At 60.9% G+C, this 19305-nt stretch carries 19 protein-coding genes; 15 read left to right on the forward strand and 4 right to left on the reverse strand.

Going from position 1 to position 19305, the window contains the following annotated elements:
- Positions 1–145: 145 nt before the first annotated feature.
- Positions 146–1069, reverse strand: a complete 924-nt coding sequence (locus IOC82_RS13000) for a carbohydrate kinase (protein WP_290546625.1) — start codon at positions 1067–1069, stop codon at positions 146–148.
- Positions 1070–1225: 156 nt separating this feature from the next.
- Here IOC82_RS13000 and zwf point away from each other — a divergent pair, with 156 nt between their 5' ends.
- From zwf to IOC82_RS13035, 7 genes are all read left to right on the forward strand, one after another.
- A complete protein-coding gene (zwf, locus tag IOC82_RS13005; protein WP_290546626.1) occupies positions 1226–2710 on the forward strand; it encodes a glucose-6-phosphate dehydrogenase in 1485 nt (494 codons plus the stop codon).
- A complete protein-coding gene (locus IOC82_RS13010; protein ID WP_290546738.1) occupies positions 2706–3359 on the forward strand; it encodes a 6-phosphogluconolactonase in 654 nt (217 codons plus the stop codon). The genes zwf and IOC82_RS13010 overlap by 5 nt, the downstream gene beginning before the upstream one ends.
- Positions 3360–3368: 9 nt before the next feature.
- A complete protein-coding gene (gene edd, locus IOC82_RS13015; RefSeq protein ID WP_290546627.1) occupies positions 3369–5183 on the forward strand; it encodes a phosphogluconate dehydratase in 1815 nt (604 codons plus the stop codon).
- 33 nt (positions 5184–5216) lie between these two features.
- Positions 5217–5870 (forward strand): bifunctional 4-hydroxy-2-oxoglutarate aldolase/2-dehydro-3-deoxy-phosphogluconate aldolase, encoded by a 654-nt coding sequence (eda, locus tag IOC82_RS13020; RefSeq protein WP_290546628.1) that lies wholly within the window; start codon positions 5217–5219, stop codon positions 5868–5870.
- A 92-nt stretch (positions 5871–5962) separates the two neighbouring features.
- Positions 5963–6538, forward strand: coding sequence for a nucleotidyltransferase family protein (locus IOC82_RS13025; RefSeq protein ID WP_290546629.1), 576 nt, complete (start codon positions 5963–5965; stop codon positions 6536–6538).
- 445 nt (positions 6539–6983) lie between these two features.
- Entirely contained in the window at positions 6984–8786 is a 1803-nt protein-coding gene (gene lepA / locus IOC82_RS13030; RefSeq protein ID WP_290546630.1) for a translation elongation factor 4, read from the forward strand.
- Positions 8787–8887: 101 nt separating this feature from the next.
- A complete protein-coding gene (locus IOC82_RS13035; protein WP_290546631.1) occupies positions 8888–9100 on the forward strand; it encodes a hypothetical protein in 213 nt (70 codons plus the stop codon).
- A gap of 187 nt (positions 9101–9287) precedes the next feature.
- Here IOC82_RS13035 and IOC82_RS13040 read toward each other — a convergent pair whose 3' ends face one another.
- The 3 genes from IOC82_RS13040 to IOC82_RS13050 all read right to left on the reverse strand — a co-directional run bounded on the left by IOC82_RS13040 (position 9288) and on the right by IOC82_RS13050 (position 11137).
- Entirely contained in the window at positions 9288–9872 is a 585-nt protein-coding gene (locus IOC82_RS13040) for a TadE/TadG family type IV pilus assembly protein (RefSeq protein ID WP_290546632.1), read from the reverse strand.
- Positions 9869–10441: a TadE/TadG family type IV pilus assembly protein gene (locus IOC82_RS13045; RefSeq protein WP_290546633.1), complete on the reverse strand. Its 573-nt coding sequence runs from the start codon at positions 10439–10441 to the stop codon at positions 9869–9871. Before IOC82_RS13045 ends, IOC82_RS13040 begins: the two co-directional genes overlap by 4 nt.
- 93 nt (positions 10442–10534) lie before the next feature.
- On the reverse strand, positions 10535–11137 hold the full coding sequence (locus IOC82_RS13050) for a pilus assembly protein N-terminal domain-containing protein (RefSeq protein ID WP_290546634.1): 603 nt from the start codon (positions 11135–11137) through the stop codon (positions 10535–10537).
- Positions 11138–11643: 506 nt separating this feature from the next.
- On the opposite strand from IOC82_RS13050, the gene IOC82_RS13055 reads away from it, so the two are divergent.
- The 8 genes from IOC82_RS13055 (at position 11644) to IOC82_RS13090 (ending at position 19292) form a co-directional block, all read left to right on the forward strand.
- The gene (locus IOC82_RS13055) at positions 11644–11811 is read left to right on the forward strand and encodes a Flp family type IVb pilin (protein ID WP_290546635.1); all 168 of its coding nucleotides are present in this window, start codon (positions 11644–11646) and stop codon (positions 11809–11811) included.
- Between the two features lie 53 nt (positions 11812–11864).
- Positions 11865–12386: a prepilin peptidase gene (locus IOC82_RS13060; protein WP_290546636.1), complete on the forward strand. Its 522-nt coding sequence runs from the start codon at positions 11865–11867 to the stop codon at positions 12384–12386.
- A gap of 71 nt (positions 12387–12457) precedes the next feature.
- Positions 12458–13285 (forward strand): Flp pilus assembly protein CpaB, encoded by an 828-nt coding sequence (cpaB, locus tag IOC82_RS13065; protein ID WP_290546637.1) that lies wholly within the window; start codon positions 12458–12460, stop codon positions 13283–13285.
- A 65-nt stretch (positions 13286–13350) separates the two neighbouring features.
- A complete protein-coding gene (locus IOC82_RS13070) occupies positions 13351–14763 on the forward strand; it encodes a type II and III secretion system protein family protein (RefSeq protein WP_290546638.1) in 1413 nt (470 codons plus the stop codon).
- Positions 14764–14777: 14 nt separating this feature from the next.
- Positions 14778–15464: a CpaD family pilus assembly lipoprotein gene (locus IOC82_RS13075; RefSeq protein WP_290546639.1), complete on the forward strand. Its 687-nt coding sequence runs from the start codon at positions 14778–14780 to the stop codon at positions 15462–15464.
- 46 nt (positions 15465–15510) lie between these two features.
- On the forward strand, positions 15511–16770 hold the full coding sequence (locus tag IOC82_RS13080; RefSeq protein ID WP_290546640.1) for a CtpF protein: 1260 nt from the start codon (positions 15511–15513) through the stop codon (positions 16768–16770).
- Positions 16770–18275, forward strand: coding sequence for a CpaF family protein (locus IOC82_RS13085; protein ID WP_290546641.1), 1506 nt, complete (start codon positions 16770–16772; stop codon positions 18273–18275). Before IOC82_RS13080 ends, IOC82_RS13085 begins: the two co-directional genes overlap by 1 nt.
- 6 nt (positions 18276–18281) lie before the next feature.
- On the forward strand, positions 18282–19292 hold the full coding sequence (locus IOC82_RS13090) for a type II secretion system F family protein (protein WP_290546642.1): 1011 nt from the start codon (positions 18282–18284) through the stop codon (positions 19290–19292).
- The last annotated feature ends 13 nt before the right edge of the window (positions 19293–19305 follow it).

Consider the following 19305-nt stretch of genomic DNA (forward strand, 5'->3'; position numbering starts at 1 on the left):
TGTGCCGCCCTCCCTTCCCGCGCTGCCTCATCATGCCCGGGCATGTCCCGGGCATCCTTGCCAGACCACCAAAAAGGATCGCCGGGACAAGCCCGGCGATGATGATGAGGATTTGATAAGAAAGTGGGGTCAGGTGATTGATGCGTTACACCATCTCCCGCGCCCAGGGCGGGTTGGCACCCGGCCTGGAGCAGGTGATCGCCGCAGCCTTGGCGGCAAAGCCCAGCGCCAGAGCAAGGTCTTCGGCCTTGAGTGCCGTGAGCTTCCTTTTGTCCAGCAGCTTCATGGCGCGGAGTGCCGTGAGGAGGCCCGCGGTGAAGGTGTCACCCGCGCCCACCGTATCGGCGACCTTCACTTTCTGCGCCGCCATGCTCATGGACCCTTGCGCGGTGAAGGCCTCTACACCCTTTGCGCCGCGGGTGACGACGACCAGTTTGGCGCCGAGCTTCAGCCACTTCCTGGCTGCGGCCGCGGCATCGTCCTTAGCCGTCATCCAGGCCACGTCCTCGTCCGAGACCTTCAAGATGTCGGCCATAGCGATCATGCGGGTGAGGCGCGCCATGTGCTTCCGCCTGTCCTTGATCATGCCCGGGCGGATGTTGGGGTCGAGGCAGATGACGCGCGATTTCGCCTCGCGCTTCATCATCTGTTCCAGCGTGCCGCCGCCCGGCTCCGGGATCAGGCTGATCGAGCCGAAGTGCAGCGCCTGGATCTTCTTCTCAAGCTTCGGCAGGTCGCGCTTGGTCAGCATCCGGCCCGCTGAATTGTCGTCGAAGAAGGAATAACGGGCGTGGCCCTTGCTGAGCTTGACGAAGGCCAGCGTCGAGGGCTTGTCCCGTTCCTTGATGAAGGCGAGGCTTACCTTCGAGGCCTTGAGGCCATCGCGCAGCATGTCGCCGAAGAAATCGGTCGACAACCCGGTGAACAGGCCCACCGACACGCCGAGGCGGCCAAGTGCGATCGCCGTGTTGTAGACGGAGCCGCCGCAGACCGGTTCATAGACAGCCGACCCATCTGCCGCTTTTCCAGGCAGGAAATCGATCAAGGCCTCGCCGCAACACAGGATCATGCCACCCTCCCAACCTGCTGATTTTTCAGGAATCATGAGCCGTTTCGTTGAGGATTGCAATAAATCACTTGCCCTGACGTATTGACGCCTCCATTGACTCACTATTGGAAGCCGCTATTTGAGTGGCGCACATCAAACTCGGCGAAAAGATTTTCAATGACCCCGCGCATTATCCCGGTGGAGCTGTTCGACCTCGTGGTCTTCGGCGCCACGGGCGACCTTTCCCAGCGCAAGCTGCTGCCCGCACTGTTCCACCGCGATCTGCAGGGCCAGATCCCGCCCGGCTCGCGCATCATCGGCTGCTCGCGCCGGGCCATGACCAGTGAAGAGTTCCAGGCCTTTGCCCGCAGGGCCATCGAAGACCACGTGCCGGAGACCGATCGACCCGCCGACGTGATGGCCCGCTTCCTCGAGCGGGTGAGCTATGTGACGGCGGATGCCGCGCGGGATGCCGGCTGGGCCGAACTCGGCAAGGTCCTGAGACCCGAGTCGCATCGCATCCGTGTCTTTTATCTGGCCGTTGGGCCGGACCTGTTCGGGCCGATCTGCGACAGGCTGGGCGCCTGTAACCTCGTCACCCCGCAGACGCGCGTCGTCATCGAGAAGCCGCTCGGCAAGTCGGGCGCGTCCGCACATGCGCTGAACGAGCAAGTCGGCAAAGTGTTCAAGGAACCGCAGATCTACCGCATCGACCATTACCTTGGGAAGGAGACGGTGCAGAACCTGATGGCGCTGCGCTTCGCCAACGCGCTGTTCGAGCCCGTGTGGAACTCCGGCCACGTCGACCATGTGCAGATCACCGTGGCGGAGACGCTGGGTGTCGAGGGCCGCGCGGGCTACTACGACACTGCGGGCGCGCTGCGCGACATGGTGCAGAACCACATGCTGCAGCTTTTGTGTCTGGTCGCCATGGAACCGCCGACGTCGACCCAGGCCGACGCGCTGCGCGACGAGAAGCTCAAAGTTCTGAAGTCGCTGAAGCCGGTCACCGCGGAGGCCGTGCCCAACGTCACCGTGCGCGGCCAGTACCGCGCCGGTGCGGCCAATGGCGGGGCGGTGAAGGGCTATCTCGAGGAGCTGGGCTCTTCGATATCCAGGACCGAAACCTTCGTGGCGCTGAAGGCTGAGATCAACAACTGGCGCTGGTCGGGTGTGCCCTTCTATCTCCGCACCGGCAAGCGGCTGCCCTCGCGCGTGTCCGAGATTGTCGTCACCTTCAAGCCCATCCCGCATTCGGTTTTCGACGGGCAGGCGGGGCCGATTGCGCCCAACCGCCTCGTCATCCGCCTCCAGCCCGACGAGGGCGTGAAGCTGTGGCTGATGATCAAGGACCCCGGTCCGGGCGGCATGCGGCTCTCCAACGTGCCGCTCGACATGAGCTTCGCGGATGCCTTCAACGTGCGCAATCCGGATGCCTATGAGCGCCTCATCATGGATGTCGTGCGTGGCAACCAGGCGCTGTTCATGCGCCGCGACGAGGTCGAGGCGGCATGGGCCTGGATCGATCCGGTGCTCGAAGCCTGGGCCGCTTCCAGCGAGACGCCGAAGCCCTATACTGCGGGCACATGGGGCCCCTCTTCCGCCGTGGCGCTGATCGAGCGCGACGGCCGCACATGGTACGAGGACCAGGACATTGATTGAAGCCGAACGTATCTTCGAAGCCCGCGAGGCTCTGGCCGAAGGGCTTGCCCGCGACGTGGGCGAGGAACTGGCCCGCGCCATCGAGGCCAAGGGCAAGGCGACGTTGGCCGTCTCCGGCGGCACGACGCCAAAGCTGTTCTTCGAAAAGCTGTCGCAGATCGATATTCCGTGGAGCCGCGTGTCGGTGACGCTGGTCGACGAGCGCCAGGTGCCGGAGAGCTCCGGGCGTTCCAACGCCCGGCTGGTGCGCGCACATCTCCTGCAGAACAAGGCGGCCGCCGCGCGCTTCGTGCCGCTGGTAGGCAACCCGGATGCCGAGAAGCTGCCGGCCTTCGACGTTGCCGTGCTGGGCATGGGTAATGACGGCCACACGGCCTCTTTCTTCCCCGGCGGCGACACGCTGGCCGAGGCCATTGATCCCGGGACAAGCAAGCGCCTCATTGCCATCAGTGCGCCGGGGGCAGGCGAGCCGCGCCTCACTTTCACGCTGCCCGTGCTCGAATCCGCCGCCAGGCTTGCGCTCCACATCGAAGGGGCCGAGAAGAAGCAGGTGCTGAAGCATGCTCTGGGCGATGGCCCGCAAGAAGACATGCCGGTGCGCGCGGTGCTGCGCAGTGCGACTCCCGTGACACTCTACTGGTGCCCTTGAGATAGATCCATGGCCGTGAACGAGACGATTTCCGCCGTCACCGAGAAGATCATCCAGCGCAGCCGCGTGCCACGCCGTCGCTATCTCGACAAGATTGACGCGGCGATCGCGCTGACGCCGAAGCGTAAGGCGCTGGGCTGCGCCAACATCGCGCATGGCTTCGCCGCCTGCAGCCCGCATGACAAGAACGCGCTGAGGAACGGCAATGCGCCGAACCTTGCCATCGTCACCGCTTTCAATGACATGCTCTCGGCGCACCAGCCCTTCGAGCATTATCCTGAGACGATCCGCGAGGCGGCGCGTGCCGCGGGCGGCACGGCGCAAGTGGCGGGCGGGGTTCCCGCCATGTGCGATGGCGTGACCCAGGGCGAGACGGGCATGGAACTCTCGCTGTTCTCGCGCGACGTGATCGCGCTCTCGGCCGCGGTTGCCCTCTCGCATCAGATGTTCGATGCCGCGGTCTATCTCGGCGTTTGCGATAAGATCGTGCCGGGCCTCATCATCGGCGCACTTTCCTTCGGGCACCTGCCGGCGGTTTTCATTCCGGCGGGCCCGATGACCAGCGGCATGCCGAACGACGAGAAGGCCAAGATCCGCCAGCTCTATGCGGAAGGGAAAGTGGGGCGCGGCCAGCTTCTCGAAGCTGAGGCCCGCTCCTACCACGGCCCTGGCACCTGCACTTTCTACGGCACGGCCAATTCCAACCAGATGCTGATGGAGATCATGGGCCTGCACCTGCCGGGCTCGACCTTCGTCAATCCCGGAACGCCCTTGCGCGACGCGATCACGCGCGAGTCGGCGAAGCGCGCGCTGGCCATCACTGCACTCGGCAACGACTACCGTCCCATCGGCCGGATCTATGACGAGAAGGCGGTGGTGAACGGTGTTGTGGGCCTTTTGGCGACTGGCGGCTCCACCAACCATACCATGCACCTGATCGCCATGGCGGCGGCGGCGGGAATCTCGCTGACCTGGGAAGACCTCGCCCAACTCTCCCGCGTTGTGCCGCTGATGACGCGCATCTATCCCAATGGCAAGGCCGACGTGAACCATTTCAATGCGGCGGGCGGCATGGGCTTCCTGATCCGCGAGCTTCTGGGCGCCGGCCTGCTGCATGAGGATGTATCCACCATCATGGGCACCGGGCTTTCCGGCTATACCAGAGAAGCAAGGCTCGGAGCTGGCGGCGAACTGGTCTTTGCCGATGCCGTCACTGCCTCGCAGGACGAGGCCGTCTTGCGCGGGGCGGCCAATCCCTTCCAGCCAGCGGGCGGCCTCAACGTGCTTACCGGCAATCTCGGCACTTCGGTGATCAAGACCTCCTCCATCCCGGCGGATCGCCATGTGATCGAGGCGCCTGCGAAAGTGTTCCATTCGCAGGAAGAGCTGCAGGCGGCCTTCAAGGCGGGCGAGCTGAACCGCGATGTAGTGGCCGTCGTGCGCTTCCAGGGGCCGAAAGCCAATGGCATGCCGGAACTGCACCGCCTCACGCCGCCGCTCGCCGTGCTGCAGGAGCGCGGCCTGAAGGTGGCGCTCGTCACCGACGGCCGCATGTCGGGCGCATCGGGCAAGGTGCCGGCGGCCATTCACCTAACACCGGAAGCGGCCGACGGCGGCCCCATTGCCAAGATCCGCGATGGCGACTTGATCCGCCTCGATGCCGATCAAGGCACTCTGGAGGTGCTGACCGATCTCTCGGCGCGCGAGGCGGTGAAGGCCGATCTTTCCGCCAACAATCAGGGCACCGGGCGCGAGCTGTTCCAGATGTTCCGCCGCAATGCGGGCCGCGCCGACCAGGGCGCATCCATTTTCGAGGCTGTGTGATAAGCGAGGCTGTGTGATGAGCGAGGCTGCGTGATGAGCAAAGTCTATCAAAAGGGCCTCGCCGAGGCGCTGGCGCTGGCGCCGGCCGTTCCGGTGCTGGTGATCGAGAAGGTGGAGGACGCCGTGCCGCTGGCACGCGCGCTGGTGAAGGGCGGGCTCCCCGTTCTCGAGATCACCCTGCGCACCGAGAAAGCGATGGACTGCATCCGCGCCATCGTCGCGGAAGTCGAGGGCGCCATCGTCGGCTGCGGAACGGTGCTGGCGCCGGAGCAATTGCGCGACTGCGACCGGCTGGGCTGCAAGTTCGCGGTCTCGCCGGGGTCCACCGGCCGGCTGCTGGGCGCCGCGGAAGACTACGACATCGCGCTGCTGCCCGGTGGTGCGACGGCCTCCGAATGCATGGCGCTGCTGGAGTGGGGATACTCCATCCAGAAGTTCTTCCCCGCGGAACCCGCGGGCGGGACGGCTTATCTTTCGTCTCTCGCTTCACCGCTGCCGCGCATCCGCTTCTGCCCGACAGGCGGGATCACGCCGGAGAAGGCGGTGTCCTACCTGGAGCTCTCCAACGTCATCACCGTGGGCGGCTCGTGGATGGCGCCGAGGAAACTCGTCGAGGCGAAGGACTGGGCAGGGATCGAAAAGCTGGCGCGCGAGGCGGCGCTACTCGGATCATCCCCGTCGCGGTGACAGCCGGGGCCGGCCCCGGCTGTCCGATGAGGTGACGGGGACGCTGGCCCTGTCTCATTCCCTTGCACCGCGACTCACTCTAACTTCGCCCCATGCTCGATGCCGCTGCCTTCCGTGAGATCGCTCTCTCGAACCCGCACAATCGCCGGCTCCTCGAAGGCCTTGCGGAACTCGCCCTGCCGCAGTGCCACCTCACCGCCGGCTGCCTGTTCCAAACCCTGTGGAACGTCCTCTCCAGCCGCCCGCCGCCCGAGAACATCAAGGACTATGATGTTTTCTATTTCGATGGCGGAGACCTCTCGTGGGAGGCGGAGGACGCTGTCATCCGCCGCGTGGCGCCGCTCGCTGAACGGCTCGGCCTGCCGGTCGAGGTGAAGAACCAGGCCCGCGTCCACCTTTGGTACCGTCAACGCTTCGGCGGCGATTACCCGCAGCTCCATTCGGCGCGGGATGGCATCTCCCGCTACCTCGTGCGCTGCACCTGTGCCGGCATCGATGTGGCGACGGGCGAGGTTTTCGCTCCTGACGGCTTCGCCGACCTCGCGGCCGGCATCCTCCGCATCAACCCGCTCATCCCGCAGCCAGGCAAATGGCAGACGAAAGCGCAGAGCTACCGCGCCAGGTGGCCGTGGCTCCGGATCGTGGAGGAGGGCGATGAGTTGGCTTGAGGAACACGCCCTTCGACTGTCATGCCCCCTTGCGGCCGGCATCCCTCTTAAACCCGTCATCATACCCCTTGCAGCCGTCGTATCCGCGGCAACCGTCATGCCGGCGATGAAAAGGCGCGGTCCACCCAAACACTCCCAGGAATTTTAGGCGTGCCTTTATTCCTGATCTATGATGCGCATTTACCACTCCTTCCATCTATGTCCTGCTCGCCACGGTGAGCTCGGGCGGGGTGGAGGGCAGGCCTGCGGGTGTGGCTCAATGTAGTCCGCACTCCCCGGAGCCGGGAGTGAGACCCGTGAGCATTGCGGCCCCCGCGCCGGGCAGCGCCCGCGCCTCCGCTTTCGACCCTCGGGGGGCCATCTCCAACTCCGCAAAGTCGGCTCCGTGCCTGCGACCCGGCAAAGCTTGACCTTGCCCACCCCCAATGCCAAACAGCCCGCAATCATGATCGACACCGCGCACATCCGGAATTTCTCCATCATCGCCCACATCGACCACGGCAAATCGACTCTTGCCGACCGGTTGATCCAGCTCTGCGGCGCCGTCTCCGACCGCGAGATGGTGGACCAGATCCTCGACTCGATGGACATCGAGCGCGAGCGCGGCATCACCATCAAGGCCAACACCGTCCGCCTCGACTACACCGCGAAGAACGGCGAGAAATACGTTTTGAACCTCATCGACACGCCCGGCCACGTCGATTTCGCCTACGAAGTCTCCCGCTCGCTCGCCGCCTGCGAGGGCTCGCTGCTGGTGGTCGACGCCAGCCAGGGCGTCGAGGCTCAGACGCTCGCCAACGTTTACCAGGCGATCAACAACAACCACGAGATCGTGCCGGTCCTCAACAAGGTGGACCTGCCGGCTGCCGATGCCGACCGCGTGCGCCAGCAGATCGAGGACGTGATCGGCATCGATGCCTCCGATGCGATTCCGATCTCCGCCAAGACGGGCGTGGGCGTGCCCGATGTGCTGGAAGCCATCGTGCACCGCCTGCCGGCGCCCAAGGGCGACCGCGGCAAACCCCTCAAGGCGCTCCTCGTTGACTCCTGGTACGATTCCTATCTCGGCGTGGTCGTGCTGGTGCGCATCGTCGATGGGGTGATGAGGAAAGGCCAGAAGGTCCGCCTCGTCTCCACCAACGCCGTCTACCAGCTCGACCGCGTGGGCGTATCGAGGCCAAAGAAGGAGAATGTGGACGAACTTGGCCCCGGCGAAATCGGCTTCTTCACCGCCTCGATCAAGCAGGTGGCCGACACGCGCGTCGGCGACACCGTCGTCGACGAGAAGAACATGGACGTCGTGCCGTTGCCGGGCTTCCGGCCCGCGCAGTCCGTCGTGTTCGCGGGCTTCTTCCCTGTCGACGCGGCGCGCTTCGAGGAGCTGCGCGAGGCGATGGGCAGGCTCCGCCTCAACGACGCGAGCTTCACCTATGACATGGAAACCTCCGCGGCGCTCGGCTTCGGGTTCCGCTGCGGCTTCCTCGGCCTTCTCCACCTCGAAATCGTCCGCGAGCGGATCGAGCGCGAGTTCAACGTCGATATCATCACCACAGCGCCGTCGGTCATCTACAAGGTCAACATGCGCGACGGCACGCATATCGACCTGCACAACCCGGCCGACCTGCCCGACCAGACGCTGATCGAATCGGTAGAGGAGCCGTGGATCGAGGCCACGATCCTCGTGCCCGACGACTACCTCGGTTCCATCCTCAAGCTCTGCGAGGACCGCCGCGGCCGTCAAAAGCAGCTTACCTATGCCGGCTCGCGCGCCATGGTGGTCTATGAATTGCCGCTCAACGAGGTGGTGTTCGACTTCTACGACCGCCTGAAGTCCGTTTCCCGCGGCTATGCCTCTTTCGACTACAGGATGACCGGCTATGAAAAGGGCGACCTCGTGCGCTTGGGAATCCTTGTTAATGCCGAGCCGGTCGATGCGCTGGCGATGATCGTGCACAGGAACCGCGCCGAACAGCGCGGCCGCGCGATGTGCGAGAAGCTGAAGGAGCTGATCCCGCGCCACATGTTCCAGATACCGATTCAGGCGGCGATCGGCGGCAAGATCGTTGCGCGCGAGACGCTCTCGGCGCTGCGCAAGGACGTCACCAGCAAGTGCTACGGCGGCGACATCAGCCGCAAGAGGAAGCTTCTGGACAAGCAGAAGGAGGGCAAGAAGAAGATGCGGCAGTTCGGCAAGGTCGATATCCCGCAGGAGGCCTTCATCTCCGCCCTCAAGATGGACGAGAACTGACGAACGGGGGTAGTGTCCAGATTCTTTCGCACATTTTTTCAAGCGACAGCGGCTTCGGTTTGGGTTTCCTCGGCCTTAAGGCGCACCGCGGGCAGCAGTTCGTGGCGCAGCTCGACCATGGCGATCCCCTGTGGAAGGCCATGACGACCGGCGATCCGCTGGCCGCCATGATGATGATGAATGAAGGCGGCGTGCCGGTCTCCATCGACGCCGACCTGAAGTCCGAAGCCGCGCTCGAGCTCTGCGGTTTGTCTGGTTTAAACAAGCAATTGCAGGGTCATCCGGAAGCGGGGCTGGGCCATATTTCGGAATAATTCCAGCCTGATGGCCAGAGTGAAGGGGCAAAGCCAGCAGTGAAAGGCTTCTCCGGCCTCACCGAACAGGAAATCCTCGCTCTCGCCGATCTGTCGCTTTGAAATCGGGAGCATCTTTCGCTTCGCAAGCAATTACACTTGCTCTCACGATGCTCCAAGCCCGGCAGACTGCGCTTCGGTCGTCAGTTCATGGACATGGGGTCAAAATGCAAAGCGTTTGCGACTCACGAAGTGCCATGAACATCTGCCTTTCGATAACCTTGTTATTGAACGCAGTGCCCAACCACGGAATACCGGGCATGGAGAATGGCACGCACACGACGGCCAGCACCACGTCGGTGGTCTGTCCGGCAACAACCAGTTTGCTGATAGGAGAGGTACTGGAGGTATCGGGCTCACTACAGGCCGTGCCATTTGACGACGACTTGCTCCAGCGTAGGGTCGCCTGCGTGTCTGTCTTGTTTTTTAGATAAAAATTGTATACGTCGACCCGGACGTTCGTGGCGTCGATTGGCCGGAGTGACAACTCGGCGGCGGTGAAGTAGTCGTCGATGTCCGAGGTTTTAATTGTGTCTTTATGACGGGTGACAAGATCTGCGGCCAGTTCCGCCGCCGCCTTCACCTTTAGGTTTACATTCATAAACTTAGTTATGTTGATCGTGCCGATGAACAGCAACAGCAGCATCGGGAAGACGATGATAAACTCAATTGCAGCGACGCCCCGGTCCCCGCGTGACCTTGTCCGGGTGTGACGAGTGGCTGCGACCGTCATTGCTGTCCCTCGTTTTTGAAAACGGCGGTTGCCACAAGACGCCTGATGCCTGGATATGTGCTAACATTGCCGAATAAAAGCGCAGGTCCGGGAAAGGCGAATTTCCAGTCGTAGGTGACGATCAGAGACCCCGCCATGCCTGGCCCACCCGGTTCGTATGTCTCGGTATATCCCGCTTGGTTATTCGTTTTTCCAACACCTGTCGCCGGATTGGGAATGGCTGTTTTGATGTCTGCAAATTTCTTGCCGTTCCGGACGTCCACACTGAGGTCCGTGCAGGTTGTCATTTGCATTCCCGAGCAAACCAAGGTCTTGAAAGCGGAGATGTTCATCTGTGGCGTGTTATTTGTGTTATCGGGCGGCCCTACTTTCAAAAGCCAAATGCTCCGCGCGGCCTTCTCCGTTGCGAATTGAAGCCGGTTCTGCATGAAGATAAATGTGCCGATCTCGAAGATCGCGCCGAACAACAGTATGAGAATGGGGGCGACGATGGCAAATTCGATGGCGGTGACGCCCGCCTCGCCCCGCCGCAACCTCCCCGGTGATAATGACCGCGCCAAGTTTGCCATTAATTGGACTCCGCTTCAGCCAATCCGATAACCGGATATGACTTCTACAGAGCATTTCGGTGCAGAGCAATGATTAAAGGAAGGACAAGATCCTTACTGAGGGAGGGGGGATGTTGGAATGGTGATCGTTGTTACTGTTGGCTGTGTCACCACCGGTTGCGTAACCATGGGTTGAGTAGTTACTTGTTGTGCACCCGTTTGTTGCGCCGTCATAGCGTCGCCAATGACTTGACCCAACGCGAGGCCGGACTTTTGACCGGCTTGGCCGACGTAGTTTCCGGAAAACTCAGCTGAGTCGCCGATCCGCAGAGCCGGTTCGCAGTCCCTCGGGCAGGTATAGGTCTTTCGCCCGGCCGGCGAATACATCGAGACGCTGTAGCGGTCCTCGAAGATTACCCGCACCAAGTAGTCTCCGAGTTTCCTGCCCTTGGCGTCCAGCGCGACGACATTGGTCAGACCCCAGGCCCTGGGATGAAAGAACAGAGACTGGCCGTCCATAGTGACGTCAGCCACTGAAGGATTTCCGATGACCACCGTTGCCGGAGCTTCGGGCAGGGTTACAATCTTCGACTGATCGGCGATCAGTACGATTTCCTGCGCCGCGTGCACGGCCGACGCAGCGGAGATTGAGGTGGCCATGCCGAGGGCGACGAATGACAATGTCCGATGAAATCGATAACGCAGCAGACTAAACATGACAAATCCTCGTCCTACGGTTGTCTAACCCATAACAGGGAACCGGTGAATCTTCCCTTAAGCGCCCTCAGGCTACACCAACATCCACTTCCTCATCTTCGTGAATGAATAGTCCCTGCCCTTGGGAGACATAAGCAAGTAGAATCTTGTAAGATCACGTACTGAAAACATGGACTGAAATATAATAGAATCCCGAAACAGCAATTAGATCGAAAATTAATGAAATTGTTGTTTGCAATTGATGCTGTACTATTTATTTCCATCATGGGTATGCGCGTATAGGGCAGTATATAAGTGGATTTATTGCCATATCCGGAGGGGATGTTGTGAGTATTAAAGTAAATTGAAATCCCCGCGTGCCCGTTCGCGTCGATTCTCTCGCTAAGTTCACTTGACGGACGGCTTCATTTCTCCTTAAAAGATGACCGCGAATATGCAAATGGTGGTTTCGGATAAGGGCTAACGTCCGGTATTCTGGACCATGTCATAACTGAACGGAGTTCGATATGAACAACATCGTAAGATTCCTCAAAGACGAGTCGGGGGCCACCGCGATTGAATACGGTCTCCTGGCGGCCCTTATTGCAGTCGTGATCATCACGTCTGTCAGGCTTCTCGGAAACACACTCAATTCGAAGTTCTCGGCGATCGCGAACGCGATCAACGCAACCTAAGCAGCAGGGTTCGTTTGCGCTCTGTAGGATAGAATTTCGGATTTCCTGCAGACATGGCCAATTTGCCGATTGGAGAACTACCAGTACTTCTTTTCACATTCGCTTTGATTTTGGCGGGTGCGGAAGATGTTTTTTCAAGGCGTATTCCGAATGCGTTGACATTAGGGATGGTTCTCGGTTTCCTGCTCTTGGCTCCTTCAAGTGGGTTGACGGGCTGGGAATTACTTCAGCATATGCTCGCATCGTGTGTGCTGTTGTTGTTGGGCTACGGTCTTTTTTCTCTTGGCTTCATGGGCGGGGGAGATGCAAAGTTGATGGCAGCGGCCGGGCTTTGGCTCGGTCCGCTGCCGTCAGTCGTTTTTACACTTTTCACGACGCTTTGCGGCGGCGTTCTTGCGGCAGCTATCGGGTGCTGGTTCATGGCACGCGGTGAGATCGGTATGAGGAGTCGTACGGCAGACCGGATGTTAAGCCGGGTCGCTCCCGACGTGCCTTATGGATTTGCTTTTGCTGCCGGCGCTATTCTCGCCACTCCTTACAGTTGGATGACTGTGGCCGCTGCGGGGCAAACATAGTTAACGCAAATTTGACGATTTCGCCCCATGATGGCCTTGTTGTCATTTTGGTTTGCTCTGGGACCTGATTAATGAACAGAACGCGGCTCATTCTCCTGACAGTGGCGCTCGTAACGGCGTTTGTTGCTGCGTATCTTTCAACCGTCATCCTGTCACGCCAGCCTGCGCCCCAGGCGCCTGGACCTGTCGTTATTCAGAACAACGACACGGTGGACGTTCTTGTCGCCGCGAAGGATTTGGCGCAGGGCGAACAGCTTGGAGGTTTTTCTTTGGAATGGCGGTCTTGGCCGAAGAATGGCATTACTCCGCAAATGATCACCAAGGAGTCGATGCCCGATGCGTTGGATCAGATGCAGCAGGCCCGCGCCAAACTGCCGATAGTTGCAGGAGAGCTGATCGTATCCGCCAAGATTGTGCGGCCCGGCGACCGGAGCTTCATGAGCGCAATTCTGCCGCAAGGCATGCGCGCGGTTGCCGTGCCGATTGGCGAAACCACAAGTGTGAGTGGCTTCGTTCTGCCGAATGACCGGGTGGATGTTCTCCTGGCCCGCCAGTTGACTGACCCGGCCTCGGGAGAAAAGGTTTCGTATTCCGAAACCGTGCTCAACAATGTCAAGGTTCTGGCTATCAATCAATCGATGAGCGCCGGGGATGACCAAGCCGCGATTCCTGCCGGACGCACCGCCGTTCTCGAACTCGATCCGCTGCAGACGGAAATCGTCACCGGCCTCATTTCATCCGGCACGCTGACGCTGGTTCTTCGGTCGCTGGCCGAGGGCGGGTCTGAGGGAATGGCGGACGACCGCCCGACGATCTCGGACAGCTTTCTCACGCCTCGTAACGCAAGCGGTACGCTGGTGATCCGCTACGGCGTCGAACGCACGGTACCTTCCCGGTGAAAAGAGAGATGATGCACAATACTCATCCCCATTTTAGACATTTCTGTAAAAGGCATCCGCGCCGCATGCTCCGCACCCTGCTGGCCGCTGCGTTCATGTTCGGTCAGCTTTGTCTGACCGGCTCACTGACCGGGATTGGGCATGCCAATGAAACCGGAAGTGAAATCGACCTCAGCAGTCCGCAAGCGGTGCGATCATTGCGGCTGGGGCTGTCCAAGAGCGCGGTTCTGAAGCTTCCCACCGTGGTGAAGGATGTGATTGTCGGCAACCCCGACATGGTCGATGTTGTTCTCAAGAACCGTAACACGGCCTATCTCTTCGCCCGGTCGTCCGGCCAGACCAACGTGTTCTTTCTGGACGAAGCCGGGCGCCAGCTTCTGCAGCTCAATCTCGAGGTCACACTCGATACGTCGAGCCTGAAATCGTTGCTTGAGCGCTCACTGCCCGGCAGCGCAATCACCGTCGACAGCAGCGGCCGCAACATTGTGCTTAGGGGCACCGTGGCCGATGCTCAGCAGGGCAAGACGGCGGAGAATCTCGCCGCGCGCTTCATGACCACCTACGAAGGCGGAGCTGACTCCGTGGTCAATCTGCTCACGATCACGGAAAGCAATCAGGTGATGCTCAAGGTTCGCGTCGTCGAGCTCAAGCGAACGATCCTAAAGCAGCTCGGCATTAACCTCGACGGCAGCATCACTGCCGGCCCGGTGAATTTCAAGTGGGTCAACAACACCTATCCGATCAGCAGTCAACGGACGCTCGATGGATTACTGAATATTCCCGGCGGGCCTGTCACCATCGACGCCACCGTCCGCGCGCTGGAAGCGAGCGGCTTGGCGACGGTTCTGGCGGAACCCACCCTCACCGCCCTTTCGGGCGCAAAGGCCAAGTTCCATGCCGGTGGCCAATATCCCTATTCCGAGTGCAACCTGCCGGACACGACCACGCTAAGCTATATCTGCAACGTGCAGTTCCAGCCATACGGCATAACGCTCGACTTCACTCCAACAGTGCTGTCGGAAGGGCGGATTGCCCTCAACATCTTCACCGAAGTCAGCGATCTGGCGGACAATCCGTACGGCGGGCCGGGCGCGCAGCCGGTCATCGACTTCCGCAACGCATCGACGTCGATCGAACTTCCGTCCGGCGGCTCCATGATGCTTGCCGGTCTGATCAAGAACGTCTCGCTGCAGAAAATCAACTCAACGCCTGGTCTCCGTGCGCTTCCCGTTCTGGGCGCGCTGTTCTCGAGCCAGAGCTTCCAGCGCAACCAGAGCGAACTGGTGGTCATCGTGACGCCCTATGTGGTCGGCGCCGCCAACGCGGATCAAATGGCCACGCCGATCGACCGCTTCAACCACGCCACCGATCTGCAGCAAATCTTCCTTGGGCGCCTTAACCGTGTTTTCGGCCCCCCCGGCAGCGAAGGGAACCCGGCAGGCAGCTATCATGGCGAAATCGGACACATCATCGAATGAAGGTGCACAGCGATATGAAGCATTCCCGGATTAAGCCGCAGTGGCGGCGGCCGCTCGGCGCGGCGCTGCTCGCTGCCGCGGCAGTCCTGAGCGCCGGATGCGCGTCGACCGAGCTTGCGAGCTTCGATGACGTTCATGTGCCGGACAGCGTGGGCGAAAATTATCCTATCAAGGTGGCCGAGCGGCCTGTCAAGCTCACCTTCGATGCTGCGCCTGGCGGTCTGCGCCCCTCTGACTTCGACCAGGTCACGTCTTTTGCGCAACAGGCGTCCTCGCGCGCCAATACGCCGGTCACCGTCGCCTATGCGGCCCGCAGCAAACCGGCGCATCTGGCCGCCAACCAGGCTGCCCAGGTTCTCGCCCGGCAGGGCGTGGCGCGGCCGTCCATTCTCGTGACGCCGCAGGACAGCCCCGGAAATGTGGTCACCCTCGCCTTTGGGACCAAGGTTGCGGAGACCAAGCCTTGCGGGGACTTCTCGGAGAATCTGCGTGGCAATCAGCGGAACCTTTCAGGTCCCAACTTCGGCTGTGCCTTCCAGCAGAACGTCGCGGCGATGATCGCCAACCCCTCGGACCTGCAGCACCGGCGCGCGGAAACTCCCGCCTACAGCGCGGCGCAGTCAAAGATCTTGGACGCCTACTACGCTGGAACTTGGTTGGAACCCATCGAAGACAGTTCGAACTCGGGCTCGGGCAACTGATGTCAATTGCCTTTTGCCAGAAGCCGGCTGAATTGAGTGAGGCCATATGACGATGCGAAGCGCTCCGGAAATTGAGGCGCGGGCAAGCGATCTGGGTCCTGTGGCCCTCATTCCGCGTATCAACATGCAGGCTTTCTGCGAACGGCAGCAGACGATGGAAGCTATTCAGAGCGCCTTCGCCGATCGGCGCATGGCGCGGGCTCACGGTTCCGTCGTAACGGGCGGAATTCCGGCCGCGATCAGGCTTTATCACACCCAGTCCTCGCCCAACCTTCTGCTGATCGAGGCGGATACCACTCGCGATAAGCTGCTTGCGCAGTTGGCTGCGCTCGCCGAAGTGTGCCAGCCAGACACCAAGGTGGTGGTGATCGGCCACCTCAACGATGTCATTCTCTATCGCGAACTGATCCAGCAGGGCATCAGCGAATACGTGGTCGCGCCCGTCTCCCCGCTGCAGATTATCGAAACCGTTGCCTCGCTCTATCGCCAGGAAAAGGCAGCATCAATCGGGAAAGTTATCGCCTTCTTGGGCGCCAAGGGTGGCGCAGGCTCGAGCACGATCGCCCACAACTGCGCGTGGGAGCTTGCGCGCGTCACCGATTTGGAAACGACGATCCTCGATCTCGACATTGCCTATGGTACCGCCGCCCTCGATTTCAACCTGGATTCTTCGGGCGGCATACTGGAAGCCATTACGCAGCCAGAGCGTGTCGACAGCCTGCTGCTGGACCGTTTGCTGGTGCGCCTTGGGGGCAAGCTCAGTCTCTTGGCCGGGCCGGGTGGGGTCGACCGGGATTTCACCATCGAGCCTCATGCCGTGGAAGCCATCCTGACGGCAATGCGCATGAGCATTCCTGCGACCATCATCGACGTGCCCAATATCTGGGCTCCCTGGGTAAGGTTTACGCTGCTTCATGCGGATCAGGTTGTTTTGACGGCGGAACCGGAACTGGCCAGCCTCCGGAATGCGCGCGCCCTGGTCGACTTGCTGAGGACGGCGCGCCCGAACGATCCTCCCCCAATGGTCGTTCTCAACAAGATCGGTGTGCCAAAGCGCCCAGAAATCCCCGCGCCTGAGTTCCGCAAGGCAATCGGCTCAGACTTGACCGACGTCGTTCCATTCGATCCGCAGAGCTTCGGTACGGCTCTGAACAACGGCAAGATGCTCCTTGAAGTTGCCCCCCGGACGAAGGCGGCGGATGTGCTTCGCAAACTGGCAGCCGGATTTGCCGGCGAACGGACCGTCAAGCCCCCGCCGGCCAGTAAGTCCCTTCTTAAGAAATTCATGGTGCTGGGCAAAAAGTGATGTTTGGAAAGCGTTCGGGCGAAAGCCCTTCGAAAGATCTTCTCGCACCGGTGGTGCAGCCGGGGCCGCTTGACCCGGCCGCTCCGTCGGGGAGTCAGGTGTTCGCAGGAGGTCAAGGGCAGCGCAGTCCGCTGCTGCCGCCGGGCGGAAGCGGCGCGGGTGCATTGCCCGGATCCGGCACGGCGGCCCCGAATATGGGGCAGGGCGCGCGCCGTTCCACCAACTATTACGATATCAAGAGCACGATCTTCAATGCCTTGATCGATGCCATCGACCTCACCCAGTTGTCGCAGATCGACCGGGAGGCCGCACGCGAGGAAATCCGGGACATCGTAAGCGAGATCATCACGCTGAAGGACGTGGTGATTTCTGTGCCGGAGCAGGAAGAGCTGCTTGAGGACATCTGCAATGACGTTCTCGGTTTCGGTCCGCTGGAACCGCTGCTTGCGCGCGACGACATCTCGGACATCATGGTCAATGGGTCTGGCGCCACTTTTATCGAAGTGGCCGGTAAGGTTCAGAAAACCGGCGTCCGGTTCCGGGACAACACGCAGCTCCTCAACATCTGCCAGCGTATCGTGAGCCAGATTGGGCGCCGGGTGGACGAGGCGAGCCCGATCTGCGACGCGCGACTGCTTGACGGGTCCCGCGTCAACGTGATCGTGCCGCCGCTGGCCATCGATGGTCCGGCGCTCACCATCCGTAAATTCAAGAAAGACCGCCTCAAGCTGACGGATCTCGTACGCTTCAGCTCTATCACGCGGGAGGGAGCAGTCTTGCTCGAGATCATCGGCAGGGTGAGGTGCAATGTCCTGATCTCGGGGGGAACGGGATCCGGAAAGACGACGTTGCTCAACTGTCTGACAGCCTACATCGAGAATGACGAGCGCATCATCACCTGTGAGGATGCCGCCGAACTGCAGCTCCAGCAGCCGCATGTGGTTCGCCTCGAGACGCGCCCCCCCAATCTGGAAGGAGAGGGCGAAATCACCATGCGTGATCTCGTCAAGAACTGCCTGCGCATGAGGCCGGAACGGATTATCGTCGGTGAAGTGCGCGGACCGGAGGCTTTTGACCTCCTGCAGGCGATGAACACAGGCCATGACGGGTCGATGGGAACCCTCCACTCCAACTCGCCGCGCGAAGCCTTGTCGCGGCTCGAGTCAATGATCACAATGGGCGGATTTTCGCTTCCGTCCAAGACCATCAAGGAAATGATCTGCGGCTCGATCGACGTGATCGTTCAGGCGGCCCGGTTGCGTGACGGCTCACGCCGCATCACCCACGTAACGGAGGTTGTCGGAATGGAAGGGGACGTGATCATCACCCAGGATTTGATGGTCTACGAAATTGCCGGGGAAGACGCCAACGGCAAGATCATCGGCAAGCATCGTGGCACCGGCATCGCAAGGCCTCACTTCTGGGAACGCGCCCGCTATTTCAATGAAGACAAGCGGTTAGCCGAGACCCTGGAACTGGCTGATGTTCAAGGCGGCGGAGAATAGTGGGGCATGCTGTTCGGGCTTGGCAGTACCGAGATCGTCCTCATGGTGATGGTGGCGCTGGCGGTCGGCTCCGGATTGTTGGCGTTGCTTCTGCCTTTCCTAGACTCGAATGGTGCGGTGGCGCGCATCAAGAGCGTGGTTTCGGAACCGAGGCGGGTAAACGCAAGCAGCCAGCCGCGTTCCGGACGCGTGATCGAGGGAAAGAATGACAACCGGCGAAAGCAGATTAAGGAAACGCTCAAGCAAGCCGATGCACGCGCGAACAAACGCAAAGGCCTGCCTCTCCGGCTGCAAATAAGCCGGGCCGGCCTTTCGATTTCTGTTTTGAAGTTCTGGCTCATTTCGGTTGGCTGCGGTGTTCTTTTCTTTCTCATCCCGTTGCTGATCGGATTTCCGACCTATGTTGGCGCTCTTAGCGCAATCGCCGCTACCTTTGGTTTGCCCCGGTGGTTCTTGTCGACTCTCGCCAATCGCCGTCAGAAGATATTTCGCGAAGAGCTCGCCGATGCCGTGGATGTGATGGTCCGAGGCCTAAAGGCTGGACTTCCCCTTTCGGACGCAATGAAGATCATTGCAACCGAGTCCGGACCGCCGATCGGCCCCGAGTTCATGGAGGTGGTGGACGGCCAGCGTCTGGGTATCACGATCGACCAGGGTCTGGAGCGCATGTTCGACAGAATGCCCATTCCTGAGGTGAGTTTTCTAGGTATCGTGATTGGCATCCAGTCCAAAACAGGCGGTAATCTCTCGGAAACTCTCGGCAACCTGTCCCGCGTTCTGCGTGACCGCAAGAAATTGAAGGCTAAGGTTCGGTCAATGTCACAAGAGGCCAAATCGTCCGCTGCAATCATCGGGGCAATCCCCTTCTTGATTATAGGGGCGCTGTTGTTGATCAGTCCGGGCTACCTTGACCCGCTCTTGTCAACCACCAACGGGCACCTCATCCTCGCCGGCGCGGGCGTGTGGATGCTTATCGGTGTCCTTATCATGCGCTCGATGATCAACTTCGATATCTGATGAGCTCTTCGCA

The sequence above is a fragment of the Aestuariivirga sp. genome, from assembly GCF_020252395.1.
Lineage (GTDB): Bacteria > Pseudomonadota > Alphaproteobacteria > Rhizobiales > Aestuariivirgaceae > Aestuariivirga.

Bases quoted from the DNA above. Each gene is read 5' to 3' on its own strand.
- IOC82_RS13070 (WP_290546638.1), top strand. From the start codon at position 13,351: ATGCTCCGCACCCTGCTGGCCGCTGCGTTCATGTTCGGTCAGCTTTGT.
- cpaB (WP_290546637.1), top strand. From the start codon at position 12,458: ATGAACAGAACGCGGCTCATTCTCCTGACAGTGGCGCTCGTAACGGCG.
- zwf (WP_290546626.1), top strand. From the start codon at position 1,226: ATGACCCCGCGCATTATCCCGGTGGAGCTGTTCGACCTCGTGGTCTTC.
- IOC82_RS13050 (WP_290546634.1), bottom strand. From the start codon at position 11,137: ATGTTTAGTCTGCTGCGTTATCGATTTCATCGGACATTGTCATTCGTC.
- IOC82_RS13045 (WP_290546633.1), bottom strand. From the start codon at position 10,441: ATGGCAAACTTGGCGCGGTCATTATCACCGGGGAGGTTGCGGCGGGGC.
- IOC82_RS13085 (WP_290546641.1), top strand. From the start codon at position 16,770: ATGTTTGGAAAGCGTTCGGGCGAAAGCCCTTCGAAAGATCTTCTCGCA.
- IOC82_RS13025 (WP_290546629.1), top strand. From the start codon at position 5,963: ATGCTCGATGCCGCTGCCTTCCGTGAGATCGCTCTCTCGAACCCGCAC.
- lepA (WP_290546630.1), top strand. From the start codon at position 6,984: ATGATCGACACCGCGCACATCCGGAATTTCTCCATCATCGCCCACATC.
- IOC82_RS13080 (WP_290546640.1), top strand. From the start codon at position 15,511: ATGACGATGCGAAGCGCTCCGGAAATTGAGGCGCGGGCAAGCGATCTG.
- IOC82_RS13000 (WP_290546625.1), bottom strand. From the start codon at position 1,069: ATGATCCTGTGTTGCGGCGAGGCCTTGATCGATTTCCTGCCTGGAAAA.
- IOC82_RS13055 (WP_290546635.1), top strand. From the start codon at position 11,644: ATGAACAACATCGTAAGATTCCTCAAAGACGAGTCGGGGGCCACCGCG.
- IOC82_RS13060 (WP_290546636.1), top strand. From the start codon at position 11,865: ATGGCCAATTTGCCGATTGGAGAACTACCAGTACTTCTTTTCACATTC.
- IOC82_RS13090 (WP_290546642.1), top strand. From the start codon at position 18,282: ATGCTGTTCGGGCTTGGCAGTACCGAGATCGTCCTCATGGTGATGGTG.
- eda (WP_290546628.1), top strand. From the start codon at position 5,217: ATGAGCAAAGTCTATCAAAAGGGCCTCGCCGAGGCGCTGGCGCTGGCG.
- edd (WP_290546627.1), top strand. From the start codon at position 3,369: ATGGCCGTGAACGAGACGATTTCCGCCGTCACCGAGAAGATCATCCAG.
- IOC82_RS13040 (WP_290546632.1), bottom strand. From the start codon at position 9,872: ATGACGGTCGCAGCCACTCGTCACACCCGGACAAGGTCACGCGGGGAC.
- IOC82_RS13075 (WP_290546639.1), top strand. From the start codon at position 14,778: ATGAAGCATTCCCGGATTAAGCCGCAGTGGCGGCGGCCGCTCGGCGCG.